Source organism: Nonomuraea sp. PA05 (assembly GCF_008086045.1).
GTDB lineage: Bacteria > Actinomycetota > Actinomycetes > Streptosporangiales > Streptosporangiaceae > Nonomuraea > Nonomuraea monospora.
The window spans coordinates 116,494-141,672 of the sequence record NZ_VSEY01000009.1 but is presented as its reverse complement, the minus strand read 5'-3'; the positions used below and the strand labels follow the sequence as shown (position 1 = coordinate 141,672).

Sequence of the window (25,179 nt, the reverse complement as noted above, 5' to 3'; positions counted from 1 at the left end):
TTACTGCATCGAATTCCTTGATGCAAGTGATCGGTTTCTCGCGTTAGACAGATGGCTCGCCGTTGGCACAGGGTGTACTTGGTCACTGTGCTGCACAAGGAGAGTTGATGAGCACTCCAGCGCCCTCCCACGAGGCTCTTGAAATCCGGACGATCGAACATATCCCGATCGCGGAACGGCATGGCCGGGCGTCGCAGTTGTTCACCATCTGGTTCGGGTCGAACATCATGCTGCTGACCATCGCGACCGGCCTGCTGGGCACGCTCGTCTACGGGCTGTCGATCCCGTGGGCGATCGCCGCGCTGGTGCTCGGCAACCTCGCGGGCGGCGTCGTGATGGCGTTGCACGCCGCGCAGGGCCCCCAGATGGGCGTGCCGCAGATGTTGCAGACCAGGGCCCAGTTCGGCTCGCAGGGGTCGCTGCTGGTCGTGGTCATCGTGGTCGCCATGTACACGGCGTTCTTCGCCTCGAACATGGTGCTGGGCGGCCAGGGCCTGTCGAACCTGACAGGGCTGGACGAGACCCTGGCCATCACCGTCATCGGGGCCATCTCCGCCGCCGGCGCCATCTTCGGCTACAAGGTCATCCACGCGATGGCCGGCGTGATGTCGGTGGTGGCCGGGAGCCTGCTCGTGCTGGCGTTCGTCATGCTGCTGGCCTTCGTGGACCTCCCCGCGGCCACCTGGTCGTCGGGCGGGTTCGGCTGGGCGGGCTTCATGGGCACGGTGTCGCTGGCCGCGCTCTGGCAGATCGCCTACGCGCCCTACGTGTCCGACTACACCCGCTACCTGCCGCGCGACACCGGCGTGCGCGCCGCGTTCTGGGCGACCTACGGGGGCAGCACGCTCGGCTCGATCATCCCGATGATCTTCGGCGCGATCCTTGGAGCCGCGTTCCCCGCGCTCGACACCGTCGGCGCCGTGCGGGCGGGCGCCGGGCCGGCGGGCGCGGTCGTCCTGCTCGTCTTCGTGGTCGGCATCGTCACGACCAACACGATGAACCTCTACTGCGGGGCGCTGTCCGTCCTGACCATCGGCCAGACGCTGCGGGCGAGATGGCAGCCGCAGGCCAAGGCGCGGTCGGTCGTGGTGGTCGCCCTGTTCGTCGTCGCGCTCGGCCTGGCGCAGCTCGGCAAGGGCGACTTCCTCACCAACTTCGTGAACTTCATGTTGCTGCTGCTGTGCGCGCTGGTGCCGTGGACGGCGGTCAACCTGGTGGACTACTACCTCGTCCGGCACGGCGAGTACGACATCTCCGCGCTGTTCCGCGCGGACGGCGGCGTCTACGGCCGGTACAACGTCCCGGCGATCGGCTGCTACGTGATCGGCATCGCCGTGCAGATCCCGTTCCTGTCCAACGCGCTGTACGTCGGGCCGCTGGCCGAGGCCCTGCACGGCGTGGACATCTCGTGGATCGCCGGGCTGGCCATCATCAGCCCTCTCTACTACTTCTGGGTTCGTGGCCTGCGCCGCTCCTCCGGCGCGCGTGCCACCGCCCCCGACCTCGCGGAGGCCGAAGGCGTATGACCGAGCGAACGCACGACGACTGGCTCGCGCTGGCCGCGAAGATCGAGCCGGCGACCACCGCGTGGATCGGCGGCCCCGTGCCGTCCCTGTCCGGGGCGACGCGGACGACCGTCAACCCCGCCACGGGCGCGGTGCTCGCCGAGGTGACGGAGTGCGACGAGCACGACGTGGACGCCGCCGTCGCCGCCGCCCGGCGCGCCTTCGAGGGCGGGGCCTGGTCCACGGCCTCGCCCAGGGACAGGGCGGCCGTCCTGCACCGCATCGCGCGGAAGATCGAGGACCACGTCGAGGAACTGGCCCTGCTGGACAGCCTCGACGCCGGCAAGCGCATCGCCGACACCATCGCGATCGACGCGCCCGGCTCGGCCGCGATCCTGCGCTGGTACGCCGAGTCCCTGGACAAGGTCTACGGCGAGGTCGCCCCCACCGGCGGCGCCGACCTCGCGGTCGTGACCAGGGAGCCGCTCGGCGTGGTGGCCGCCGTCGTGCCGTGGAACTACCCGCTCGAAATGGCCATCTGGAAGATCGCCCCGGCGCTCGCCGCCGGTAACAGCGTGATACTCAAGCCCGCCGAGGACTCGCCGCTCTCCGCGCTGCGCCTGGCCGTGCTCGCCGCCGAGGCCGGGCTCCCCGACGGGGTGCTGAGCGTCATGCCGGGCGCGGGCCCGGTCGTCGGCCGGGCCCTCGGCAGGCACCCCGGCGTGGACGTGGTGACGTTCACCGGCTCGACCAGCACCGGGCAGCTCTTCCAGCAGTACGCCGGACAGTCCAATCTGAAGCAGGTCTGGCTGGAGGCCGGCGGCAAGAGCGCCGTGGTCGTGCTCGACGACGTCGCCGACCTGGACGCGGTGGCCGACGGCGTGGCCGCGGGCATCTTCACCAACACCGGGCAGGTCTGCTCGGCCACGTCGCGGCTCGTCGTGCAGCGCGGCGTGGCCGGCGAGCTCGTCCAGCGCGTGATCGGCCGCGCGCTCGCGATCGACGTCGGCGACCCGCTCGACCCCGCCACCGGCATGGGCCCCGTGGTCAGCGAGCGCCAGGCCGCCAGGGTGCTGGAGCTCATGGAGGCGGGGGCGGCGGAGGCGCGTGAGGTCCACGGCGGCGGGCTGGTGCCTGACATGCCCGCGCCGACCTACGTCCGGCCCCAGGTGCTGCTCGGCGTCGATCCGGACGCGCCCATCGCGCAGACCGAGGTCTTCGGCCCCGTCCTTTCCGTGCACGTGGTGGACACGGTGGACGAGGCCGTCGCCGTCGCCAACGGCACCCCGTACGCGCTGGCGGCGGGGCTGTGGACCGACAGCCTCAGCCGCGCCCACGGCGTCGCCCGCCGCCTGCGCGCCGGAACCGTCTCGGTGAACTGCGTGGACGCCCTCGACGTCGCGACCCCGTTCGGCGGGTTCGGCCAGTCGGGTTACGGGCGGGACCTCTCGCTGCACGCGCTGGACAAGTTCACCGGACTCAAGACCACCTGGATCCACCATGGCTGACACCTGCGACTTCTTGATCGTCGGCGGCGGCACGGCGGGGTCGCTGCTCGCGACCCGGCTGGCCGAGCAGGGGCACGACGTGGCGCTCGTCGAGTGGGGCCCCGACGACGAGCACGAGCCCCGCGCCCGCGAGCTGCGCAGATGGGCCGAGATGCTGGAAGGCGAGTACGACCTCGACTACCGCAGCGAGCCGAACCCGCGCGGCAACTCCCACATCCGGCTCGCCCGGCTGCGCATCCTCGGCGGCTGCTCCACCGCCAACACGATGATCTCCTGGCGGCCGCTGCGCGGCGACCTGGAGGAGTGGGTGGCCCTGGGCGCCAAGGGCTGGGACCCCGACACGATCCTCCCGCTGTACGACCGGCTGCGCACGCCGATCCAGCCCGTCGCTCCCGAGGACCGCAACCCGTACGTGGCCGACGTGGTGACCAGCGCGTCCGCCGCGCTCGGGTTGCCCGTGCAGGAACGCTGGAACGACGGCCGCCTCGACGACTCGCCCAACGGCGTCGGCTTCTTCGAGGTCGGCTACACCCCGCGGACCGGCGTGCGCGCCTCGACCTCGATCCACTACGTGCACCCGGCCCGCGCCGAGGGGCGGGGCCCGGCGGTCCTGACCGGGCTGCGGGCCGTGCGCGTCCTGTTCGAGGACGAGAACGAGAACGAGGGCGGCGGGGACGGCGGGGGCGGCGGCCTGCGCGCGTGCGGCGTCCGCGTGCGCGACGCGGACGGCGCCGAGCGCGACCTGCGCGCCGCCGCCGAGGTCGTGCTGTGCGCCGGCGCCATCGACACCCCGCGCCTGCTGCAGCTCTCCGGCGTCGGCCCGCGCCAGGTGCTCCAGGACGCGGGCATCCCCGTCGCGCTCGACCTCCCGGGCGTCGGCGAGAACCTGCAGGACCATGTCGAAGGCCTGGTCGTCTGGGAGGCCACCCGCGTCCCGCCCGCCACCCGCGCCAGCGGCTGGGACGCCGGCGCCGTGGTGAGCCTCGGCGGCGACGGGCGGCCCGACGTCCTCATGCACTTCCCCGTCGAACCGTGGGCCGTGCACGCCGAACGCCACCTGGCGGAGACCGGGGCGCCGCCGCTACCGGAGACGACGGTCGCGATCGCCCCCAACGTCGCCCGCCCGCACAGCCGGGGCCGGATACGGGTCCGCTCGAACGACCCCGGCGCGCCCCCGGCCATCGAGTTCCGCTCCTTCACCGACCCTGACGGGCACGACGAGGCGATGCTGGTCGCGGGCGTGCGCCTGGCCCGCCGGATCGCGTCGGCGGAGCCGATGAGGTCGTGGGTCAGGCGCGAGGTGTTCCCCGGCCCGGACGTCACCGGCGACGAGGAGCTGTCGGCCGTCGCCCGCGCGACCCACCAGACCGTCTACCACCCGTCGGGCACCTGCCGCATCGGAGCGCCCGGCGACGCCGCCGCGGTCGTCGGCCCCGACCTGCGCGTCCACGGCGTCAAGGGGTTGCGGATCGCCGACGCGTCCGTCTTCCCCACGCTCACCTCCGTCAACCCCGTGGTGACGGTGATGGTCGTCGCGGAGCGGGCGGCCGACCTGATCGCGTCGGACCACCCCAAGGGCTGACGGGTCAGGAGGGCTCCACGAGAGGGCAGCCCGTCTGGGTCTCCAGGAAGCGCAGCACCAGCTCCCGGGCGCGCGCCACCGGGACGCTGGTGTTGCGGCCGACGATGTGCAGGCCGTAGGCGTCCTCCAGCGCCACCGCGTTGGCGGCCACGTCCTCCACCGGCAGGGACAGCCGGAACACGCCGGTGTCGCTGCCGTGCCGCAGCGCCGCCATGTAGAGGGACACCTCCCTGTCCCACAGCGCCGTCATCAGCACCGCGTGCGTACGGCTGCGCGCCGCGTGCACGTGCGTCTCGTACAGCACCCGGCACACCGGGTCGTCCTCGCCGGGCGGCAGCCCCGCGCCGACCAGCCGGATCAGCCGTCGCCTCGGGTCCTGCTCCGCCTCCGCCGCGCGGGCCCGCGCCCAGTAGAAGCGGTCCACCGCGTCCTGGTGCACCTCCAGCAGGAGCTCGTCCACGTCCGGGTAGTAGTAGCTGACCAGCCCCGCCGACAGCCCGGCCTCCTCGGCCACGTCGCGCACCCGCAGCCCCGCCAGCCCGCGCCTGACGATCGCCCGCCCTGCGGCGGCGACGAGCTCGCCGCGGCGGCGGGTCTGCTCCTTAGGCCGCGCCATGTTCCCGCATATTTTTGATGACAGCCATCGAAAAACCTCACGCTTTCCTGGGTGAACAAGATGTTTCCAGGGCTTGCACGGGCTGGCAACACCGCGCATTCTTTGCGATACGCCGCAAAGAATAAGCAGGAGAGCTTGATGACGCACCCACTCGACCGCTTGACCGCCGAGGAGATCGCCGCGAACCGCGCCGTCCTCACCGAAGCCGGGCTGGTGACCGCGCACACGCGGTTCGCGCTCGTCGGCCCGCACGAGCCCGCCAAGGCCGACGTGCTGGCCTGGACGCCCGGCGACCGCGTCGAGCGCCGCGTGCGATCGCTGCTCCTCGACCGGCGCAGCGGCGCGGTGCACGAGGTCGTGGTGTCGCTGACCACCGGGTCCGTGGTGCGGCAGCGGGCGGTGGACGTCGTCGCGGAAGGGCAGCCACCGATCCTGCACGAGGAGTTCGACCTGGTCGAGGAGATCCTGTGGAAGGACTCCGGCTGGGCGGCGGCGATGGCGCGGCGCGGCATCCACGACCCGCGCGCCGTCCGCGTCTCCGCGCTCAGCGCCGGCTGCTTCGACCTCCCGGGGGAGGAGGGCCTGCGCCTGGTCCGGTGCCTGGCCTTCCAGCAGCTCGGGGCGGACGACAACGTCTGGGCCCACCCGGTGGACGGCGTCGTCGCCTACGTGGACCTGATCGCCTGCCGCGTCCGCGAGCTGATCGACGAGGGCCCGATGCCCATCCCCGCCGCCTCCTACGACTACCACCTCGACGACCCCGACCGCCCGGCCCGCACCACGCAGCGGCCCATCGTCATCACCCAGCCGGACGGGCCCAGCTTCACCGTCGAGGGTGACGTCGTGACCTGGGAGAAGTGGCAGTTCAGGGTGGGCTTCAATCCCGTCGAGGGGCTCACCCTGCACCAGATCGGGTTCCAGGACGGCGACCGCGTCCGGCCGATCGTGTACCGGGCCTCGGTCGCCGAAATGGTGGTGCCGTACGGCGACCCCGGCCCGATCCGCTTCTGGCAGAACTACTTCGACGCGGGCGAGTACTCCCTCGGCAAGGAGGCCAACTCGCTCACCCTGGGCTGCGACTGCCTCGGCGAGATCCACTACCTCGACGCGACCCTGCACGACGACGACGGCCACCCGCGCGTCGTCCGCAACGCGATCTGCATGCACGAGGAGGACGCGGGCGTGCTGTGGAAGCACACCGACGCCTACAACGGCAGCGTGTCCACCCGCCGCCAGCGGCGCATGGTGGTGTCGTTCTTCATCACGGTGGGCAACTACGACTACGGCTTCTACTGGTACTTCTACCTCGACGGCACGATCGAGCTGGAGTGCAAGGCGACCGGCGTCGTCTTCGCCTCGGCCCACCCCGGGGGCGAGTACCCGTGGGCGAGCGAGATCGCGCCGGGCGTGGCCGCCCCCTTCCACCAGCACCTGTTCTCGGCCCGCCTCGACATGACCGTGGACGGCGTGCGCAACGCGGTGGACGAGATCGACGCCCAGCGCGTCCCGATGGGGCCGGGCAACCCGTACGGCAACGGCTTCACCCGCCGCGTCACCCGGCTGCGGCGCGAGTCGGAGGCCGCCAGGCTCGCCGACGGCCTGCGGGGCCGCGTCTGGCAGATCAGCAACGAGGAGTCGCGCAACGCGCTCGGCCACCCCGTCGCCTACACGCTGCACCCCGAGGGCCTGCCCACGCTGCTCGCCGACGACGGCTCCTCCATCGCCAGGCGGGCCGCGTTCACCCGCAGGCACCTGTGGGTCACCGCCTACGACGAGAGCGAGCGCTTCCCCTCCGGCGAGTACGTCAACCAGAACGACGGCCGCACCGGCATCGACACCTGGATCCAGGCCGACCGCGACCTCGACGGCGCCGACGTCGTGCTCTGGCACACCTTCGGCCTCACCCACTTCCCGCGACCGGAGGACTGGCCGATCATGCCGGTCGACCGGACCGGGTTCGTCCTCAAGCCGACCGGCTTCTTCGACGCCAACCCGGCGCTCGACACCCCCGCGCCGCGAGCCCACCGGCAGCCCGGCGCGGCACCCGAGTCCGCGTGCTGCCGCCCGCAGACATGACGAGCGCTCCGAGCGACACTGCCGCCCGCGGGCATGACACGCACGCTCACGAGCGACACCGCCGCCCCTCCCTCCCCCAGCGAAAGGCGCCTCACCGTGAGTACTGACACCGCACCTCCGGACGCCTGATGAACCACGACACGATCATCGTCAACGCCCAGGTGCACTCCGCCGGTCCTGGCATCACCTCGGTGGCCATCGCGGGTGGCCGCGTCGCGGCGCTCTCCCCGGAGCCGCTGCACCGGCTCGCCGGCCCGCGCACCGAGATCATCGACGCGGGCGGCGCGACCCTGCTGCCGGGCTTCACCGACGCGCACGTGCACCCGCTCGCCGCCGGCGTGCAGTTGCTGACCTGCGACCTGTCCCGCCTGCCGCACTCGCCCGACGAGTACCGCGCCACCATCGGCGGCTACGCCGCGGCCCATCCGGAGCTGGAGTGGATCAGCGGCAACGGCTGGTACGGCGACACCTTCCCCGGTGGCCTGCCCGGCCGGGCCTTCCTCGACGAGCTGGTGCCCGACCGGCCCGCCGCGTTCATCAGCCACGACGGCCACGGCGTCTGGGCCAACAGCCGGGCACTGGAACGCGCCGGGATCGACGACCGCACGCCCGACCCGGTCAACGGCCGGATCAACAGGGACGCGTCCGGCGCCGCCACCGGGATCCTCGTGGAGCGGGCCGGTGACCTCGTCACCGACCTGCTGCCGCCGGTCACCGGCGACCTCGCCGAGCGGGCCGTGCTCGCGGCCCAGCGGCACCTGCACGCGATGGGGATCACCGGCTGGCAGGACGCCTGCGTCGGCCCGCTGTGGGGCCTGCCCGACCCGCTGCCCACGTACCTGAGGCTGGCCGCCGACGGCAGGCTCACCGCCCGCGTCGTCGGCGCGCTGTGGTGGGAGGCCGGGGAAGGCCTCGCCCAGATCGAGTCGCTCGAACAGCGGCGGGCGGCCGGCACGATCGGGCGCTTCCGCGCGACGTCGGTCAAGGTGATGCAGGACGGGGTCTGCGAGAACTGCACGGGAGCCATGCTGGAGCCGTACGCGGGCGGCCGGCACCACGGCACTCCGTCGGGCCTGTCGTTCATCGACCCGGAGGAACTGCGCGAGATCTGCCGCGAGCTGGACCGGCGGCGCTTCCAGATCCACCTGCACGCCGTCGGCGACCGCGCCGTCCGGGAGTGCCTGGACGCGCTGGAGTCCGCCCGGCAGGCCGGCCCTGACCAGGACAACCGCCACCAGATCGCCCACCTGGACGTGGTGCACCCCGCCGACGTGCCCCGCTTCGCCTCCCTCGGCGTGATCGCCAACCTCCAGGCCCTGTGGGCCCGCCGCGACAAGGAGATCGTGGAACGCAAGCTGCCGCTGCTCGGCCGCGACCGCGAGCCGCACCACTTCCCGTTCGGCGCGCTGCACCGGGCGGGCGCGCGGCTGGCGATGGGCAGCGACTGGCCGGTCACCGACCCGAACCCGCTGTGGGCGATCTACACCGCGGCGACCCGGCTCGGCCCGCCGCAGGATCCGCACGCCGTCGGCGACGGCGTCCTGACCGAGCCGCTCGAACCGGCTCAGGCGCTCGACCTGCGGGTGGCGCTGGAGGCCTACACGGCGGGCTCCGCCTACGCCAGCCACGCCGAGCACGAGACGGGCACGATCGCGGTGGGCCACCGGGCCGACCTGGTGCTGCTCGACCGGCCCATCCTCGCCGACCTCCAGGAGGTCAGCGCGGCCAGGCCGGTCCTGACGCTGGTGGACGGTCAGGCCGTGCACCGCGAGGGCTGAGCGGCGGACGAGACACCCGGCGGGGCGTCTCGTCCGCGCTCCCGCTAACCGGCCGGGTTCCAGCCGTCGCCGCCCGCCAGGTACTTCTGCGGCGTGTAGCTGGCCGCCTCGCTGTCGGTGAGCTGCTTGCGGTTGGCGTTGACGGTCGCGCCCGCGCCGGTGTTGCGGTACTCCGAGAAGCGGGCGTTCTTCCAGGAGTTGGTGGACATGTCGGTCCACGGCTGCGCGGTGGCGATCGTGGCGCTCAGCGTCGACTCCCGGTACAGCACCTGCGCGTCCGGCCGCCACGGACGGCCCAGCGTCGTGTTGCCGGTGCCCGAGCCGGTGACGCGCGACTTGTAGAACAGGAAGCCGTACGTCTTGGTCGCCGCGGTGCTGGCCGCGGTGATGGGGCCGCCCGTGCTGCGCTTCTCGTGGATGTCGCAACTGTGGAAGACGATCGTGCCGCCGCCGAAGATGAAGTCGACGGTGCCCTCCACGTAGGAGTTCTTCACGTACGCCCGGGCCGAGTCGTTGACCAGCAGCGTGTCCTGGTCGCCGAGCACGCGGACGTTCGTCATCGTGGTGCGGTCACCGTCCAGCCGCAGCGCGACCGCCTGGTGGCCGCTCGGGATGGTGCTCTCGTCGAGGTCGTTGGAGACCGTCAGGTTGGTGAGCGTCGCGTCGCGGCCGGAGACCTGCGCCGTGAAGCTGCCCGAGGTGCCGCTGGTGTAGGCCGAGCGGTTGTTGACGATCAACGTGTCGGCCGGGGAGGAGCCGAGGCCCTGCAACGTCACGTACGGCTTGTTGAGCGTGACGATCTCGCGGTAGCTGCCCGGCTTGATGGTGATCACCACGCGGCTGGTGTTGCCGGAGGGCACCGCGTCGATGGCGGCCTGCACCGTCCGGTAGCGGCCGGTGCCGTCGGCGGCGACCGTCGGGGTGCCGCCGCCCGAGGAGGTGGGGTTGAAGGTCCACTGCATGCGGGCGATGTCGGAGCAGGTTTCCTGGACGATGGGGTTGCCGCCGGAGGTGGAGCCGTCCTTGTTGCTGACGCACAGGCCGGTGGCGACGTTCTTGACGAGGTATTTGCCGCTGGCGGCGGTGGAGGCGGTGAAGGTCCACTGCTGGTTGGGTTTGGTGCCGTCGCCGCAGCCCCATTGCTGGAGCTGGGTGCCGGAGGTGGTGGTGGAGTCGGGGACGTCGATGCAGCGTCCGCTGCCGGCGTTGGCCAGGTTGAAGACGCTGCCCTGGGGGACGGCTTTGAACTGCTGGCTGGTGGCGGTGGTGGAGCAGGCGATCTGGGTGAGCAGCGCGCCGTTGTCGGCCGAGGAGCCGGTGACCTGGACGCACTTGCCGCTGGAGCCCGATGCCAGCAGGTAGGTCCCGTTGGCCACCGGGACGGCGGCCCGCGCGGGAACCGCGGTCCCCAGGACGACGGACGCGATCAGGACGGCCAGCCCGCCCGCGACCGCCGGTATGCCTTGACGCATGATGCGACCCTTTCTCGGGAGGTGCCCGGGCCGGCCGCGTGACCGGCCCGGAGGCTGATCACGTGCCGATGTTGGCCTGGGGCCCCGCGTACGTCCTGAGCAGGGACGGCACGCTGGCGGCCGGGTCGAGCGTGTAGGAGTAGAACGACGACGGGGTGAACGCCGAGCCGCCCGTCTCCTGCTGGCCGCTGGAGTTGACCACGATGCTGCCGCTCTGGCGGAGCTGGGCGGCGTCGTCGCGGTAGTACGGGTCCTTGACGTTGTCGTAGTAGCTGTTCTCGATCACCATCTTGGTGGCGCCGCGCGAGTAGTTGCCGTACCCGGAGATGTTCTGCAGGTAGTTGTTGTACAGGTGCGCGTAGGCCACGTTGTCGGTGCTCGGATTGCGCGAGTTGTTGTCGTGCAGCCAGTTGTGGTGGATGGTCATCCGGGACGTGACGTTCTCGGTCCAGCCGATGCCGAACGCCTTGTTGTTCTCCGCCAGGACGTTCCACGAAATGGTCAGGTAGCTGGTGTCCTTGCGGCTGTCGATCAGGCCGTCGTTCATCCGCGTGATGTGGTTGTGGTCGATCCAGATGTGGTGGGCGGTGTCCATCTGGATGCCGTCGTAGTCGTAGGCGTCGTCACCCGGGTCGTCGTCGGCCATGCGGGTGTCGCGGATCGTCAGGTTACGGATGATCACGTTGCTGACGCCGGAGCCGAGGAAGAAGCCGCCGTTGACGATGTGGCCCCTGGTGCCGACGCCGACGATGGTCTTGTTCGAGGCGACCCTGATCTCGGTGCCGTACGGGGTGACGGTGATCGGGCCGCCGACCTTGATCACGTACGGGGCGCCGGCGGTGGCGTATCTGACCAGGTCGGCGTAGTTCGTGACGGTCACCGTGGTGCCGGCCGCGCCGCCGGTCGTGGTGGACAGGCCGTTGCCGCTGGTCGCGGCGAACCCGTCGGCGTTGTTCGGCCAGGTGCGCCCGCCGCCCGGGGAGGTGGGGTTGAAGGTCCACTGCATGCGGGCGATGTCGGAGCAGGTTTCCTGGACGATGGGGTTGCCGCCGGAGGTGGAGCCGTCCTTGTTGCTGACGCACAGGCCGGTGGCGACGTTCTTGACGAGGTATTTGCCGCTGGCGGCGGTGGAGGCGGTGAAGGTCCACTGCTGGTTGGGTTTGGTGCCGTCGCCGCAGCCCCATTGCTGGAGTTGGGTGCCGGAGGTGGTGGTGGAGTCGGGGACGTCGATGCAGCGTCCGCTGCCGGCGTTGGCCAGGTTGAAGACGCTGCCCTGGGGGACGGCTTTGAACTGCTGGCTGGTGGCGGTGGTGGAGCAGGCGATCTGGGTGAGCAGCGCGCCGTTGTCGGCCGAGGAGCCGGTGACCTGGACGCACTTGCCGCTGGAGCCCGATGCCAGCAGGTAGGTTCCGTTGGCCACCGGGACGGCGGCCCGCGCGGGAACCGCCGTCACCGTGGCTGCCAGAGCCGTGGCGGCGCAGACGCTGATGATTCTTAACAGGGGGTTCATGAGCCTTCCTTACTTGAGACCGGTCGTGGCAATCCCCTTGACCAGGTACTTCTGACCGGCGATGAAGAAGCCGATCACCGGGGCGAGCGACAGGAAAGACATGGCGAACATCTGCCCCCACTGCGACTGGCCCTCGGAGTCGATGAACTGCCGCAGCGCCAGCGGCACGGTGTACAGCTCGGTGTCCGTCAGGTACAGCAGCGGGCCGAAGAACTCGTTCCACACCGAGATGAACGTGAAGATCGCCGTGGTGGCGAACGCCGGCATGCACAGCGGCATGATCACTCGCCAGAAGATGCGGAACGGGCCGCAGCCGTCGATGCGGGCCGCGTCGTCCAGCTCCTTCGGCAGCGAGCGCATGAACTGCACCATCAGGAAGATGTAGAAGGCGTTGGTGGCCAGGAAGTTCGGCACCAGCAGCGGGTAGTACGTGTTGAGCCAGCCGAGCTTGGCGAACACGATGTACTGCGGCACCAGCAGCACGTGGCCGGGCAGCATCATGGTGCCGAGCATCAGCGTGAAGAACAGCTTGCGGCCGGTGAAGTTCAGCCGGGCGAACCCGTACGCGGCCAGCGAGCACGACACGAGGTTGCCGATGATGCTCAGCACCACGATCACCAGCGAGTTGACCAGGTAGACGCTGAAGGGCTGCTCCAGCGCGTCCCACCCGAGGCTGTAGTTGCTCAGGTCCCACTCGGCCGGCCACAACGACAGATCCTTGAAGATCAGCGAGTTGGGCTTCAGCGAGCTGGACACCAGCCAGGCCAGCGGATAGAGCATGACCGCGCCGGCCAGGCACAGCAGCACGTGCCTGACGAAGCGGCTGCGCCGGGTGCTTCCGATGCGCTCGACATAGCTGTCCTGTTCGAAGGACGGAGCCGACATGGCGAAGACCTCAGTTGTCGTAGTGGACCCAGTACCTGGCGGTCAGGAAGTTGAGCGCGGTGAACGCCGCGATGATCACCAACAGCATCCAGGCCATCGCCGAGGCGTAGCCCATCCGGAACTGGGAGAACCCCTGCTGGTAGAGGTAGAGGTTGTAGAACATGGTGGAGTTCGCCGGGCCGCCCGCGCCGCCGCTCATCACGTAGCCCTGGGTGAAGGTCTGGAACGACGAGATCAGCGACTGAATCAGGTTGAAGAAGACGATCGGGCTCAGCAGCGGCAGCGTGATCGAGCGGAACTGGCGCCACTTGGAGGCGCCGTCCATGGCGGCGGCCTCGTAGTACATGACCGGGATCTGCCGCAGGCCCGCCAGGAAGATCACCATGGGGGAGCCGAACGTCCAGATGTGCAGCACGATCAGCGTGGTCAGCGCGTAGTCCGGGTCGGACGTCCAGCCCGGCCCGTTGACGCCGAACCAGCCGAGGAAGCCGTTCACGATGCCGTCGAGGCCGAAGATGTACTTCCACAGCAGCACGATCGCGACGCTGCCGCCCAGCAGCGACGGCAGGTAGAAGACCGCCCGGTAGACCGCCAGCCCCCGCACGCCGCGGTTGAGCACCATGGCCACGCCCAGCGCCGCCGCCAGCGACAGCGGCACCGACACGAACGTGTAGACGAACGTGACCTTCAGCGACTGCGCCCACACCGCGTCGCCGAACATCTCGGTGAAGTTGTCCAGGCCGATCCACTTCGGCGCGTTCAGCAGGTTGTAGTCGGTGAAGGCCAGATACAGCGAGGCGAAGAACGGGATGACGGTGAACAGCATGCCGGCGAACCACGGCAGCAGGAACAGGTAGCCCGCCCGGTCGCGGCGCGGCTTGCGCCGCCGCCGCGCGGGCGAGGGGCGCGCCCCGGCGACCGCCGGCGGCGCGTCCAGCGTGGTGCTCACTTGCCGAGGGCCTTCCTGCCGGCCTCCATGAACGCCTTGGCCGCCTGCGCCGGCGTCTGCCGCTTGAACTCGACCTCGGCGGCGATCGTCGTCAGGCTCGCGGCGATGGCGCTGGAGCCCGGCGGATAGGTGTAGGCGCGCGGCAGCTCCTCCTTCTGCAGCGCCAGCAGGTAGTCGGTGGCCACCTGGTCGTCGGCGGAGAGCACCGGCTTGATCGCCGAGGCGACCGAGGCGTTCGCGGGCACGCCGCGGGTGGTGCCGGTCGCCTTGGACGCCTCAGGATCGTTGATGAGGAAGCTCAGCAGGCTCAGCGTCTCCTTCGGATGCTTGGACGCCGCCGCGACCGACCACAGCGCCGGCGTGTCGATCGACTGGCCGCGCCGCTTCTCCGTGGTCTCGCCCGGGATGCGCAGCAGCGCCAGGTCGCCGCCCGTGACCGCCTGGTTGGCCGCGAAGTTGTTGGTCGGGATGATCTGCGCCGCGATCAGGCCCTTGGCCAGCGGCGACTGCTCGGCCGACGCGCCCAGGTTCTCGATGAACCCGGCCGGCGGGATCGCGCCCTCCGCCCGCAGCTCGTTGAACATCTCGAACCACGCCGTCATGCTCGCCTCACTGACGCCCAGACGGCCGTCGGCGGTGTAGAAGTCCTCGCCCTGCTGCCGGACGAACACGATGAGGTTGGCCAGCGTGCCCGCGTCGAAGTGCGCCCCGTACACCTTCTTGCCGCTGGCCTCGGTGATGCCCTTGGCGAAGGTGGCCAGGTCCTTCCAGCTCCAGGTGTTCCCGTCGGGGATCTCCGCGCCGTACCGGTCGGCCGTCGACCTGTTCACGACGAAGCCGATCGTGTTGAGCCCGGACGGGATGCCGAAGTACTTGTCGCCGACGCTCGCCAGCCCGATCGCGGGCTCGCTCAGCGCCGAGACGTCCACGGCGCCGTTCTGCGCCTTGATGTCCATCAGCACGCCGCGGTCGGCGTACTCGCGGACGCTGTCCATCCGCATCATCATCAGGTCCGGCGGGTCGCCCGCCGCGAAACGGGTGGCCAGCTTGTCCTTGTACGGGCCGCTGTCCTGGTACTCCGTCCGCACCGTCACGCCGGGGTTCTTGCGCAGCCAGATGTCCAACGCGGCCTGGGTCTTCTTCGCCCGGGTGGCGTCACCCCACCAGACCATGTTGAGCTGCACGCCGCCACCCGAGGAGCCGCCGCCGCCGAAGCCACGGCCGCAGGCCGCCAGCCCGAGCGCCACGCTGGAAAGCCCGGCCGTTCGCAACAGGTCCCGTCTGGAGACAGTCATGGTGCATGCCCTTCACGAGGCAAAAGAGGGGGGTTTCAGAACGCGGACCACGCCGTCCTGCGCGTCAGTGGGGTGAGGTTACGGCCGCGTTTCTGACACAGTCAATCCACCTGACACGGGCGGCGAGGCGGGTCTGATGGCCTTGTCGCCCCGGCTTCCTCCGGGCACTTTTGGCTGGTCATGAGGGTGATGAGGGCGGGGCGGCCGGGTGGCGGCCGGGTGCCCGGCAGGTCGTATTCCGAAAATTTCGGGATCCCGCAGGCGCCCCTGCGATGAACGTTTCATCGCAGGGGCGCTTCTTGCCTGGTGGCGGGGGCTGTGGTCAGCCTGTCAGCTCGATGCGGTGGACCTGCGCCGCCGACTCGATGACCAGCGCCTGCTCCTCCTGCCGCCAGGTGACGGGCCGGTCGTCGCCGAGCGCCCGCACGGCGGTGATCTCGCGGTCGAGCAGTCCGGCCGCGCGGCCGAGCCGCCGCAGGACCACCGGCCCGTCAGGGACGGCGAGCGCGGTCGCGTACAGGGCCGTGCCGGTGGCGGTGTAGCGGATGTCGGCGGCGGTCATCGCGCCGCCCTCGTTGAAGCCCTGCTCCTTCAGCGCGGGCGGATCGTCGGAGGAGGGGCCCTCGCCGAAGACCTTCCAGGGAACGGTGTCGAAGATCGCCTCACCGTTGACCGCGAGCCACTCGCCGATGCCCGCCAGGATCGCCCGCTCGTCGGAGTCGATCTCACCGTCCCCGGTGATCGGGACGCTGAGCAGCAGGTTGCCGTTCTTGCTGACCACGTCGGCCAGCATGCCGACCACCTCGGCCGCGCTCTTGTAGCGGTGCTCGGCGAAGACGCGGTCGTCGTAGTGCCACTGCCCCAGGCAGGTGCACGTCTGCCACGGCTCCGGCTCGATCCGGTCGGCGGCGCCGCGCTCCACGTCCCAGGTCAGGGCGCGCCGCTGCCGCTCGTCGAGCACCTTGCCGCACACGATCAGGTCGTCGTGCAGGTTGTACAGCTCGGCCGCGATCTCCAGGCCGACCGGGCCGCACTGGTGCAGCGGCAGCACCGTGTCGTCGAAGTACACCAGGTCGGGCCGGTAGGCCTGCGCCAGTTGCAGCGTCCTGGCCTTGAAGTTCGCCTGGTAGGCGGCGTCCGGCCAGTGCTCGGGGTCGGGCCAGTCCCAGTTGCCGTTGACGGTCTTCGGCTGCTCGAAGCCAGGGACCGGCGGGTGGTTCTGCGCGTACAGCTCGCGTGGGTCGAGCCCGTCCCACCAGGTGCCCACGCCGTCGGCCTGGGTGAGCCGCCCGTCGTAGCCCTGGCTCGGCTCGTACCAGGACCAGGCGTGCGCGGCGTGCACGCTCACCCCGAACCGCAGCCCGTGCGCCCGCGCCGCCGCCGCCCACTCGCCGACGACGTCGCGGCGCGGGCCGACCCGGACCGAGTTCCACGCGTGGTGCGGGCTGTCCCACAGGTCGAGGTTGTCGTGGTGGTTGGCCATCGCCACGAAGTACCTGGCACCCGTACGCGCGTACAGGGAGACCAGCTCCTCGGGGTCCCAGCGGGACGCCGTCCACTCGTTGATCACGTCCTTGAACCCGAACTCCGAGGGATGCCCGTACCGCTTCCGGTGGAACTCGGCCGCCTCGGTGCCGGGCAGGTACATCTTGCGGGCGTACCAGTCGCCGAAACCCGGCTGGCACTGCGGCCCCCAGTGCGCCCACAGGCCGAACTTGGCCCGCGGGAACCACTCCGGCGTCCCGCGGCCCTCCAGCGACTCCCATGACGGTGTGAACTGCACGGCTTCCTCCATCGCTCTTCCGGACCCGCACCGCGGGCCGGAAGGATCGTACGCAGAGCCAGGTGGCCGAGGAGGAGACGCATGGAACTGTTCAGCGAGCGACGATCGGCGGACGTGGTCGCCGCGAGCTTCGCCGCCACGCCGGACCCGCGCCTGCGGGACGTGCTGACCGCCCTGGTGCGGCACCTGCACGCCTTCGTCAAGGAGGTGGAGCTGACCGAGGAGGAGTGGAGCGCGGCCATCGGCTTCCTCACCAGGACCGGGCAGCAGTGCGACGACGTGCGGCAGGAGTTCGTGCTGCTCTCCGACGTGCTGGGCGTCTCCATGCTGGTCGAGACGATCAACCACCGGACCGGCGGCGCCTCGACCGAGTCGACCGTCCTGGGCCCGTTCCACATGGTCGAGTCGCCGCCGCGCGAGCTGGGCGACACCATCGCGCTGGACGGCAAGGGCGAGCCGTGCCTGATCACCGGCCAGGTCACGGGCCCCGGCGGCGAGCCGTTGCCCGGCGCCCAGGTGGACGTGTGGCAGGCCAACGCCGACGGCTTCTACGACGTGCAGCAGCCCGGCGTGCAGCCCGAGCTGAACCTGCGCGGTCTGTTCACCGCCGATGAGGACGGCAGGTTCTGGTTCCGCACGATCGTGCCGCGCTACTACCCGATCCCCGACGACGGCCCGGTCGGCGAGCTGCTGGCCGCGACGGGGCGGCATCCGAACCGGCCGGCCCACGTGCACTTCATCGTCACCGCGCCCGGCCACCGCCCGGTCACCACGCACCTGTTCGTGGACGACAGCCCCTACCTGGACTCCGACGCGGTCTTCGGCGTCAAGGAGAGCCTGGTGCGGAGCTTCCCCGTCGTGGACGACGCGCGGCGGGCGGCCGAGGCAGGATTGCCGAACCCGTTCCGGACCGTCCACTTCGACGTCGCCCTGCTGCGGGAATGAAACGTTCACGAGGCCGGGCCGCCGGACGCTGGGTGGCCCGGCCGCTGCCTTGACAGCTCCTTGACACGATCGCCGGGCAAATTTAGTGTCGCGATCGGTAACGCGGGAAAGCGCTTACCGCCCGCCTGTTCTTTGAATCGATTCAGCACTCCGCCCAGTGATCAGTCACGGAGAACCCCCATGACCACAGCCCCTCCCCGCCGCCGGTCCGCCCGGATCGTCGCGGCGCTGGCCGCCCTGACAGCCGGCGCCGCGACCGGTGTCGTGATCGGCACCTCACCGGCGTCCGCCGCGTGCGGCGACGGCACCTTCCAGTCACAGGTCACGGTCAGCGGCAGCACCTGGACCGCCCGCAACAGCGCGGGCAGCAGCGTCTACAGCGGCACCGACTTCCGGGCGGCGGTCCAGGCCGGCATCGGCAGCCTCTCGGCCGGGCGCACCTCGATCCAGCGGGTCGTGGTACGCGGCAACGGCACCATGAGCGCCGGCACCCGGATCTCGCTGCCGAGCTACACGTCCCTGTCGGTGTGCGGCACGATCAACGTCACCGGCTCCGGCTCCGGCGACTACGCGCCCGTCTACTCGCGCGGCACCAGCAACATCGAGGTGCCGTACCTCAACGTCACCGGCACGCCGATCTACGGCATCTTCATGCGCAACGTCACCAACGTCTGGCTCGGCCAGATCGACATGCGGCTCGGCGCCGGCCTGGGCGTGCGCATCGACAACCGCGGCGACACCAGCCAGTGGACCCGCAACGTGCGGGTCGACAACGTCTACGTCCAGGGCGCCAGCTCGCACGCCATGGAGACGTACGGCGTGGACGGCCTCACCGTCGGCACCGTCACCGCCCGCAGCGTCGGCGAGTCCGGCCTGCTGCTCAACCAGACCATCAACGCGACCATCGGCACCGTGGACGCCGACAACGCCGGCGCGGGCACCGGGTACGCCGCCTTCCGCATGGCCAACCGCAACGGCCGGGTCGGCAGCTCCTACCCCAACAACATCCGCGTCGGCACCGTCAAGGCGCGCGGCGGCGGGCGCGGCATCTTCTGCGTCTCCGAGAGCGGCGGCGCCACCATCGACCGCGTCGACATCGCCAACACCGGCAACAACTCCGTGCTGGTGGAGAACTGCTACAACGTCACCATCGCCGGGTCGTCGGGCACGATCAGCGGCGGCGGCGAGGTGCGCATCGCGGCCCGCACCGAGTTCGCCCCCTCGTCCGGCATCAGGTTCCAGAACCTGACGGTCTCCAACACCAACATCCGGTGGAGCCCCTGCACCGGCAGCAACAACACCATCAGCAACGTCACCCGGGTCAACTCGACGCTCACCTGGTGCTGAACCGGCCGCGCCGGCGGTCACCCCGCAAGCCGCCGGCGCGGTCCTTCTCCCGCTGACAGGAGCAAGCATGCGTAAGGTCCGCCTCCTCGTCGCCTCCGCCCTGGCGCTGTTCCTGGCGCTGTCCCTGTCGCCCGCCGCCCCGGGGCGTGGGCGCTGTGCGTGCGGCGTGCCTCGGGGCGTCGGCGTCATGCGTGCGATGACGTGCTTTGGGACGTCGGCGCTGGGCACGCGGTGACGTGCCGAGCACCGACGCGCCCTCATCACGTCACGTCCGGACCGGCACGACCTCGTCCCCCACCCGCAACGTCCCGAGGTTCCTGGGCACCAGCCGGATCCCGAACCACGACTGCCCGTCCCACCGGTGCCGCTTGGCCAGCGTCCGCAACGGCTCCTTGCCCCCGTCCAGCGTGGCGGGATCCCAGGTGATCGCCACGCAACGGTCGCACAACTCCGAGACCCGGAAGTCGATCTCGCCGATGCGCACCGACGTCCAGCCGTCCTCCTCGAACGCCTCGGCACCGTCGATGATGGCGTTGGGCCGGAACCGGGTGACGTCGAGCGGTTCCGGCGGCTGCTCCTGCCGTTCCATGGCGGCCTCGGCGATCCAGTCGTCCAGCCGCCGCAGGGAACTGCGGGAGACCAGGTGGAGGGCGGCGTCCCAGGCGAGGCCGTCGTGTTCCCCGGAAGTGGGATGGGGTCGCGGGCCGTCCTGCCAGACCAGGCGGGCCGGCTTGCCGAGAAGGCTGGTGAACCATTCATGGGCGTCGTCGGCGGCGAGGACGCCCCGCTCGAAGTTGGCGAAGCTCACGGGAAGCGTGTCGCCGGCGGCCGGGGCGACCTTGAGCTCGCCCATGCCCTCAGCCGACACGATGAGGTGGCCTTCGGGGGTCTCGGTGGCCGAGACCGAGAGGAGCCGGGGGTTCTCGCCGACCCAGATCAGCTCGCCGCGCGGGTCCACCACGGCCCAGCGGCGGTCGCCTTCCAGACCCCAGGGGAGGACTTGGGCGGAGAGACGGTGGGTGCCTTGGACGGACTTGATGGGGTAGGTGCGGATCTCCGCTAATTCCATTGGCCAAGGATAGGAGAAAGCGCTCTCCGGTGATATGGGCGCCACGCGGCCGACGGCACGACACGGCGATCCCCGCGCCGCGCCAGACCCGCGATCGCCTCCTCCCGCACCTCGCCGTACGCGTCGCCGACCCGCGCCCACAGGGCCTCCCGGATCGCCGCGCCGTCGGCATCGCACTGGGCGCCCAGGGCGAACGTCGCCCAGTTGCGCACCTCGTCCTCGGGATCGGCGCTCAACCGGATGAGCACCTCGATCACCGCGTCACCCGGGTCGGGGCTCATCGGCAGCGACCACGCCACGTACTCGCGGACGTCCCCATCGGGATGCCCGGCCAGGCGCAGCAACTCGGGGACGGCCCGCTCGTCACCCGTGCAGCCCAGCGCCCGCGCGATCGAGGCGTGGACCGCGTGGTCGGTCTCCGACGCGAGCAGGCCCAGCACCGCGAACAGCACCGGCTCCCGCAGCGACTCGTCGATCTGCGCCAGGCTGCCCAGCAGGTCGCAGCCGACTTTCCGCTCGACGCCGTCGGCCGAGCTCAGCAGGGAGAATCCCAGCCCGGACGCCGCCACCGGATCCTCCGTGGCCTTGGTCACCAGCTCCCACGCCTGGTCGTAGTCACCGGGGCAGGTGGCGTTCCTGGTCAGCTCGACCGCTTCCGCGATCAGTTCCATGCAACGAATGGTCGCCCATCGCCCGCCTCCCGGCCATTCGTTTTCCGCGCGTCACGGTCAGCCGGTGAGCGGCACCCGGGTCACGGTGGCGGGCTGGGCGGACAGCAGGACCTGGTTCCAGCCTGAGGCGTCGACCGCACCCTGCCCGGACACGTCCGCCCCCTGGCCGTCGTAGGGATGGATGTCGAAGTAGCGGTGCAGCGACCCGTCAGGCTTGTGACCGTAGTAGACGCCCGCACCCGGCGTCACCAACTGGTCGAACCCCTGCCAGGTGGAGGCCCGCAACTGGTAACGGTGCCAGAGGTCCGCTCCCATGATCTTGTACGAGAGCAACTCGCCGGTGGCGGTCGTGCCCACGATGTAGGCCAGGCCGGTGGCGGCGAGCGTCTTCAGATGGAAGCCGGTCCCGATGAGCGTGTTGTACTTGATGTCGGCCAGGGTCGGCTTCGCCACCTCGATGATGTACCGGCGCAGCACGCCACCGGTGATCCCGTACAGGCCGCTCCCGTCGTAGGCCAGCAGGTCGTGGGTGAAGCCGCTCCCGAGCAACCTCGGCCTGCCGAACAGGAAGTCGTCCGTCACGTCATGCACGTCGACCCGGTAGAGATTGCCCGCCGGGCCGGCCTCGGTCACCAGCAGCGTGTTGGCGTTCAACGTCGCCATCGCCTTCGGCGTGAAGCCCAGCGTCCTGCCCGAGAGGACCGGGCCCGACGTCCGCGTCCCCGTCGCCGCGTCGATCTCCGTGTACGTCAGCCGCCCGCTCGGCAGCACCCCGAAGACCGCGGCCGTCCCCGTCGGCCCGCTGACGAGCGGCCAGACGGTGTTGACGATGGTCTGCGCGTCGGCGGCCTGCGCCTGGTAGGCGTCGGGGGAGGCCGCGCCCTGGACGGCCTGGCACACCTCGCCGATCGGCGCGCTCAGCCAGGCCCGGTCGGGATAGAGCCGGAGCACGCTGCTGTGGAACGCCTGCGTGGCCCAGACGGGATCGAGCCGTTGCGTGGTCTCCCCCCACGCCGCCTGCATCCGGTAGAGCCCGAGGGCGCCGTCGCCGGGATCCTCACCGAGGTTCTGGACGCCGGTCTCCACGATGGCCGTGGCGAGCGCGATCACGGCGGCCCGCTCCGGCCGTCCGAGCTGGGCGGTGGCCTTGATCACCATGCGGGCGCAGGAGACGCGGTAGGCGTCCATGGAACCGCGCATAGTGCCCTTGAGTGTGGCGTTGAGCTGCGCGGCCACCTCCGCGTCCGCCGCTGTCTCACCGGCGGGGTCGCAGGCCACCGGCGCGGCGGCGGCCGCCGCCGCGGGGTGCGGGGCGGCCAGCACGGCGGCCGCCAGGACGAGGGCGGCGGCACCGGACACAAGAGGGCTGGACGGTCGGGTCACGCGCTGCCGGGGGCGGCTGACCATGCCGGTTTCCATGGAGGTTTCCATGCCGGAAGACGCTAGGCGGCGGTGGTATGTCGCGGGTATGCCGCTTGACTGGCTCCAGGGCTCTCCCGTCGCGTCAGTCGCACACGCGCAGACCGCCGCCCGCCGGTTCGGTGAAGGAGTTCCTGGTGATCTGGCCCGCCGAGTTGATCCACGCGTACTCCACGCGGTAGGTGATCCAGATCCCGCCCACCTCCGGGCAGTACCTGAACGGCCCGTTGCCCGTGTCCGTCTCCGGCCAGAACCCGCCCCACCCATCGGCGTCGAGCTGCCCGTCCACCGAGACGATGGACACCGAGTAGTCCGCCCCACCGGCGGTGTCCGTGACGGTCGCCCAGGCGCGCAGCCGTTCGCCGTTGGCCGGGTCGTAGTTGAGCCACATGTGCAGCCTGACCGCCGAGCCGTGCCAGGCTTCGTGCACGGTGACGGCGGCGTCGGCTCGGCTCGCGTTGACGGCCACGGCGGAGATGACGAGCACGCAGAGCATGAGGACTCGCTGAAGGGCGCGAGTCGCGTTGCCCGGAAGCGGCCAGCCGGTCGGGTGCCTCATGATCCCTCCTCGGTGAGTTCCTGCTGCGAACAGTGGACACCGGGAAGGGCTTGTCGTACAGGGCGCCATTTCGACGGCTTCCCCGGCCGGTCACGGCAGTCGCGTTGTCGAACGCGCTCGGGCCGCTGGGGTGAACGTCGTGAACCGGAGGTCGAACACGCCGCCGATCTTGGCCGTCACCGGATTCAGCTCTCCCGTGTGGTGGCGGAATGCCGGGCGGGCGTCATGCGGTGGCCTTCGTGCCCGTAGATCCGCCCCAGGCCGTCCGGTATCACACGCTCGGTGGCCTTCCCGCCAGCCAGGTCCCTGGAGCGTCGGGATCGGTGCTGGTGAAGAAGTCGTGTACGCCCGCCAGGAACTCCGCCCACGACACGGTGCCGTCGCCGTCGGTGTCGAGGTGATCGAAGGCGGTGCGGGTCGTGTCCGGGTCGATCTTCACGGCCGTCCAGTACCGCGCGAACTCGGCGGCGGAGATGGACCCGTCGTCGTCGGTGTCGACGGACTGGAAGATGGCCCGGCACACCTGATCGACCACGCTGAAGTACTCGGGCCGGTCGTTCACGCCCGAGCGGATGGAGGCGATGTACTCCGGCAGGGTCACGGCGCCGTCGGCGTCGGTGTCGGCTCCGGCGCGGATCTGGTGCCACCAGGCGGTGTAGGCGTCCTGGAGGGCCTGGCTGCGGCGTTCGTCGAGGGAGAGCGCGGTGGTGGCCCAGTCGACGTGCCGCTGGAAGTCCGCTGCGGTGAGGAGGCCGTCGCCGGTGGTGTCGTGGATGGCGAACTGGGCGGCGAGGTTGGCGTCGATGAGGTCGTCGTCGGACATGCATCCTCCTGATGCGTTCACGGATGTGGGGAGATGGTGGCGATCATGGGGCTGGTGGGCATGAGGACGGGCCGTACGGTCGGGGCGGTCAGGGCGGTGGCGTCGCAGGTGAAGGCGAATTCGCGGACCAGGGTCGCCAGGGCGACGGTGGCTTCGGCCAGGGAGAAGTGACGCCCGATGCACAGGCGTGGGCCTGCGCCGAAGGGCAGCCAAGCCAGGCTGTGCCGGGCCTCGTCGTCGCCGTGGGCGAAGCGGTCAGGGTCGAAGACACCGGGATCGGGCCACAGCCCGGGGTCGCGGTGCAGGACCCAGGGGCTGATCAGGAGCTGCGCCCCGGCGGGGACGTGGACGCCGGCTACGGTGTCGGCGCGGACGGCGTTGCGGCCGAAGACCGGCGCGGCCGGATAGAGCCGCAGCGTCTCCTTCAGCACCATGCCGGTGTAGCGCAGGTCCGGAAGGGCGGCGGCGTCCAGGCTTGTGCCGGAGCGCGGCAGCCGCTCGGCCTCCTGCTTGACTCGCCGCTGCAGGCCGGGCCGGCTGCCCAGGTGGTGGAAGGCGTAGGCGAGGGTGGTGGCGGTGGTGTCGTACCCGCCGACGAGGAAGACCACGAGTTGCTCGCGAACCTCCTCGTCGGACAGGGCGCCGTCCGCGCCGGTGGCCTTCAGCAGCAGGTCGAGCAGGTCGGGAGCACGTGAGCCGGCCGGACGGCCGCGGCGGGCGCCGATGAGCTGGTCACAGGCCCCGAACAGGCGGCGGCGGGCGCCGGCGAGACGGCGGGCGCGCGGCGTCGGCCAGGCGTCGGGCAGCCGGACGGCGCTGAAGGCACGGTGGGCGACCGCCTCGCCCACGGTGGGCCAGTCGTCCGCGATCACCTGAATGATCTCCTCGGCCTCGCCTCCGAACATGACGGCGCACAGGACGCGCAGGGTCAGCTCGTTCATCTCCGCATGCAGGTCGACCGTGGCCGGCGCGTCCCGCCGCCAGCGGGCGGCCATCCGGGCGACCAGGGCCGACATCTGCGGCACGTACCCGTTCACCTGCCGCGCGGTGAAGAGAGGATGGATGAGCTTCTTCTGCCGGGTCCACAACTCGTCCTGATTCGTCAGCAGACTGTCGCCGACGACATGGCGGACGGCGTCGTAGAGCCGGTCGTCCTTGCGGTAGTTGGCCGCGTTGCTCACGAGGATGTGCTGTAGCGCCGCGGGCCCGGAAACACCGTGGATCTCGGGGCTGCCGGGCGGGCCGATGCGGAATCGCACGATGCCGCCATAAGCGTGGTAGCCCTCCAGCAGGGTGTTGAGCGGGTCGGACAGCAGGTCGGCGGCGGAGCCGAGCAGGCCGCCCTTGGCCAGCGGGGCCGGGCGAGCGCGGGAGTCGGCCACGGGTC

21 protein-coding genes are annotated in these 25,179 nt (G+C 70.9%); 8 read left to right on the top strand and 13 right to left on the bottom strand.

What is annotated here, in order from left to right; all coding sequences use genetic code 11:
- Positions 1-107: 107 nt before the first annotated feature.
- The 3 genes from FXF51_RS16400 to FXF51_RS16390 are packed head-to-tail and all read left to right on the top strand — an operon-like array spanning position 108 to position 4,595.
- On the top strand, positions 108-1,526 hold the full coding sequence (locus FXF51_RS16400) for a purine-cytosine permease family protein (RefSeq protein WP_148435321.1): 1,419 nt from the start codon (positions 108-110) through the stop codon (positions 1,524-1,526).
- Positions 1,523-3,013: an aldehyde dehydrogenase family protein gene (locus FXF51_RS16395; RefSeq protein ID WP_148435320.1), complete on the top strand. Its 1,491-nt coding sequence runs from the start codon at positions 1,523-1,525 to the stop codon at positions 3,011-3,013. The genes FXF51_RS16400 and FXF51_RS16395 overlap by 4 nt, the downstream gene beginning before the upstream one ends.
- Positions 3,006-4,595, top strand: coding sequence for a GMC family oxidoreductase (locus FXF51_RS16390; RefSeq protein ID WP_148435319.1), 1,590 nt, complete (start codon positions 3,006-3,008; stop codon positions 4,593-4,595). Before FXF51_RS16395 ends, FXF51_RS16390 begins: the two co-directional genes overlap by 8 nt.
- Positions 4,596-4,599: 4 nt before the next feature.
- On the opposite strand, the gene FXF51_RS16385 is transcribed toward FXF51_RS16390, so the two are convergent.
- Positions 4,600-5,211: a TetR/AcrR family transcriptional regulator gene (locus tag FXF51_RS16385; RefSeq protein WP_148435318.1), complete on the bottom strand. Its 612-nt coding sequence runs from the start codon at positions 5,209-5,211 to the stop codon at positions 4,600-4,602.
- Positions 5,212-5,271: 60 nt separating this feature from the next.
- On the opposite strand from FXF51_RS16385, the gene FXF51_RS16380 reads away from it, so the two are divergent.
- Together FXF51_RS16380 and FXF51_RS16375 are read left to right on the top strand one after the other, a co-directional pair.
- Positions 5,272-7,287, top strand: coding sequence for a primary-amine oxidase (locus FXF51_RS16380; protein ID WP_148435486.1), 2,016 nt, complete (start codon positions 5,272-5,274; stop codon positions 7,285-7,287).
- Between the two features lie 128 nt (positions 7,288-7,415).
- Entirely contained in the window at positions 7,416-9,065 is a 1,650-nt protein-coding gene (locus FXF51_RS16375; RefSeq protein ID WP_148435317.1) for an amidohydrolase, read from the top strand.
- Between the two features lie 44 nt (positions 9,066-9,109).
- Here the strand turns inward: FXF51_RS16375 and FXF51_RS16370 are convergent, their stop codons facing one another.
- The 6 genes from FXF51_RS16370 to FXF51_RS16345 all read right to left on the bottom strand — a co-directional run bounded on the left by FXF51_RS16370 (position 9,110) and on the right by FXF51_RS16345 (position 16,959).
- Positions 9,110-10,537 (bottom strand): pectinesterase family protein, encoded by a 1,428-nt coding sequence (locus FXF51_RS16370; RefSeq protein WP_148435316.1) that lies wholly within the window; start codon positions 10,535-10,537, stop codon positions 9,110-9,112.
- 58 nt (positions 10,538-10,595) lie between these two features.
- Positions 10,596-12,047, bottom strand: a complete 1,452-nt coding sequence (locus tag FXF51_RS16365; RefSeq protein WP_148435315.1) for an RICIN domain-containing protein — start codon at positions 12,045-12,047, stop codon at positions 10,596-10,598.
- 9 nt (positions 12,048-12,056) lie between these two features.
- Entirely contained in the window at positions 12,057-12,932 is an 876-nt protein-coding gene (locus tag FXF51_RS16360; protein WP_148435314.1) for a carbohydrate ABC transporter permease, read from the bottom strand.
- A gap of 10 nt (positions 12,933-12,942) precedes the next feature.
- A complete protein-coding gene (locus tag FXF51_RS16355; RefSeq protein WP_262379568.1) occupies positions 12,943-13,881 on the bottom strand; it encodes a carbohydrate ABC transporter permease in 939 nt (312 codons plus the stop codon).
- On the bottom strand, positions 13,878-15,176 hold the full coding sequence (locus FXF51_RS16350; RefSeq protein ID WP_148435313.1) for an ABC transporter substrate-binding protein: 1,299 nt from the start codon (positions 15,174-15,176) through the stop codon (positions 13,878-13,880). Before FXF51_RS16350 ends, FXF51_RS16355 begins: the two co-directional genes overlap by 4 nt.
- Positions 15,177-15,498: 322 nt before the next feature.
- Positions 15,499-16,959, bottom strand: a complete 1,461-nt coding sequence (locus FXF51_RS16345) for an alpha-L-fucosidase (protein ID WP_187414405.1) — start codon at positions 16,957-16,959, stop codon at positions 15,499-15,501.
- 81 nt (positions 16,960-17,040) lie between these two features.
- Between FXF51_RS16345 and FXF51_RS16340 the strand changes: the two genes are divergently transcribed.
- From FXF51_RS16340 to FXF51_RS60815, 3 genes are all read left to right on the top strand, one after another.
- Positions 17,041-17,904, top strand: a complete 864-nt coding sequence (locus FXF51_RS16340) for an intradiol ring-cleavage dioxygenase (protein WP_148435311.1) — start codon at positions 17,041-17,043, stop codon at positions 17,902-17,904.
- A gap of 180 nt (positions 17,905-18,084) precedes the next feature.
- Complete coding sequence (locus tag FXF51_RS16335; RefSeq protein WP_262379567.1) at positions 18,085-19,251, top strand: hypothetical protein; 1,167 nt, start codon at positions 18,085-18,087, stop codon at positions 19,249-19,251.
- A gap of 67 nt (positions 19,252-19,318) precedes the next feature.
- Entirely contained in the window at positions 19,319-19,486 is a 168-nt protein-coding gene (locus FXF51_RS60815) for a hypothetical protein (RefSeq protein ID WP_187414404.1), read from the top strand.
- A gap of 30 nt (positions 19,487-19,516) precedes the next feature.
- Here the strand turns inward: FXF51_RS60815 and FXF51_RS16330 are convergent, their stop codons facing one another.
- The 6 genes from FXF51_RS16330 to FXF51_RS16305 form a co-directional block, all read right to left on the bottom strand.
- Positions 19,517-20,320 (bottom strand): MOSC domain-containing protein, encoded by an 804-nt coding sequence (locus tag FXF51_RS16330; protein ID WP_148435310.1) that lies wholly within the window; start codon positions 20,318-20,320, stop codon positions 19,517-19,519.
- Positions 20,311-20,991 (bottom strand): HEAT repeat domain-containing protein, encoded by a 681-nt coding sequence (locus FXF51_RS16325; protein ID WP_148435309.1) that lies wholly within the window; start codon positions 20,989-20,991, stop codon positions 20,311-20,313. Before FXF51_RS16325 ends, FXF51_RS16330 begins: the two co-directional genes overlap by 10 nt.
- A 57-nt stretch (positions 20,992-21,048) precedes the next feature.
- Positions 21,049-22,422: a hypothetical protein gene (locus FXF51_RS16320; RefSeq protein ID WP_222871311.1), complete on the bottom strand. Its 1,374-nt coding sequence runs from the start codon at positions 22,420-22,422 to the stop codon at positions 21,049-21,051.
- A 73-nt stretch (positions 22,423-22,495) separates the two neighbouring features.
- Positions 22,496-22,969: a hypothetical protein gene (locus FXF51_RS16315; protein WP_148435308.1), complete on the bottom strand. Its 474-nt coding sequence runs from the start codon at positions 22,967-22,969 to the stop codon at positions 22,496-22,498.
- A 271-nt stretch (positions 22,970-23,240) separates the two neighbouring features.
- Positions 23,241-23,792: an EF-hand domain-containing protein gene (locus FXF51_RS16310; protein WP_148435307.1), complete on the bottom strand. Its 552-nt coding sequence runs from the start codon at positions 23,790-23,792 to the stop codon at positions 23,241-23,243.
- A 17-nt stretch (positions 23,793-23,809) separates the two neighbouring features.
- Positions 23,810-25,174: a cytochrome P450 gene (locus FXF51_RS16305; RefSeq protein ID WP_187414403.1), complete on the bottom strand. Its 1,365-nt coding sequence runs from the start codon at positions 25,172-25,174 to the stop codon at positions 23,810-23,812.
- Positions 25,175-25,179: the final 5 nt, after the last annotated feature.

Bases quoted from the DNA above. Each gene is read 5' to 3' on its own strand.
- FXF51_RS16400 (WP_148435321.1), top strand. From the start codon at position 108: ATGAGCACTCCAGCGCCCTCCCACGAGGCTCTTGAAATCCGGACGATC.
- FXF51_RS16395 (WP_148435320.1), top strand. From the start codon at position 1,523: ATGACCGAGCGAACGCACGACGACTGGCTCGCGCTGGCCGCGAAGATC.
- FXF51_RS16390 (WP_148435319.1), top strand. From the start codon at position 3,006: ATGGCTGACACCTGCGACTTCTTGATCGTCGGCGGCGGCACGGCGGGG.
- FXF51_RS16385 (WP_148435318.1), bottom strand. From the start codon at position 5,211: ATGGCGCGGCCTAAGGAGCAGACCCGCCGCCGCGGCGAGCTCGTCGCC.
- FXF51_RS16380 (WP_148435486.1), top strand. From the start codon at position 5,272: ATGTTTCCAGGGCTTGCACGGGCTGGCAACACCGCGCATTCTTTGCGA.
- FXF51_RS16375 (WP_148435317.1), top strand. From the start codon at position 7,416: ATGAACCACGACACGATCATCGTCAACGCCCAGGTGCACTCCGCCGGT.
- FXF51_RS16370 (WP_148435316.1), bottom strand. From the start codon at position 10,537: ATGCGTCAAGGCATACCGGCGGTCGCGGGCGGGCTGGCCGTCCTGATC.
- FXF51_RS16365 (WP_148435315.1), bottom strand. From the start codon at position 12,047: ATGAACCCCCTGTTAAGAATCATCAGCGTCTGCGCCGCCACGGCTCTG.
- FXF51_RS16360 (WP_148435314.1), bottom strand. From the start codon at position 12,932: ATGTCGGCTCCGTCCTTCGAACAGGACAGCTATGTCGAGCGCATCGGA.
- FXF51_RS16350 (WP_148435313.1), bottom strand. From the start codon at position 15,176: ATGACTGTCTCCAGACGGGACCTGTTGCGAACGGCCGGGCTTTCCAGC.
- FXF51_RS16340 (WP_148435311.1), top strand. From the start codon at position 17,041: ATGGAACTGTTCAGCGAGCGACGATCGGCGGACGTGGTCGCCGCGAGC.
- FXF51_RS16335 (WP_262379567.1), top strand. From the start codon at position 18,085: ATGACCACAGCCCCTCCCCGCCGCCGGTCCGCCCGGATCGTCGCGGCG.
- FXF51_RS60815 (WP_187414404.1), top strand. From the start codon at position 19,319: ATGCGTAAGGTCCGCCTCCTCGTCGCCTCCGCCCTGGCGCTGTTCCTG.
- FXF51_RS16330 (WP_148435310.1), bottom strand. From the start codon at position 20,320: ATGGAATTAGCGGAGATCCGCACCTACCCCATCAAGTCCGTCCAAGGC.
- FXF51_RS16325 (WP_148435309.1), bottom strand. From the start codon at position 20,991: ATGGAACTGATCGCGGAAGCGGTCGAGCTGACCAGGAACGCCACCTGC.
- FXF51_RS16320 (WP_222871311.1), bottom strand. From the start codon at position 22,422: ATGGAAACCTCCATGGAAACCGGCATGGTCAGCCGCCCCCGGCAGCGC.
- FXF51_RS16315 (WP_148435308.1), bottom strand. From the start codon at position 22,969: ATGAGGCACCCGACCGGCTGGCCGCTTCCGGGCAACGCGACTCGCGCC.
- FXF51_RS16310 (WP_148435307.1), bottom strand. From the start codon at position 23,792: ATGTCCGACGACGACCTCATCGACGCCAACCTCGCCGCCCAGTTCGCC.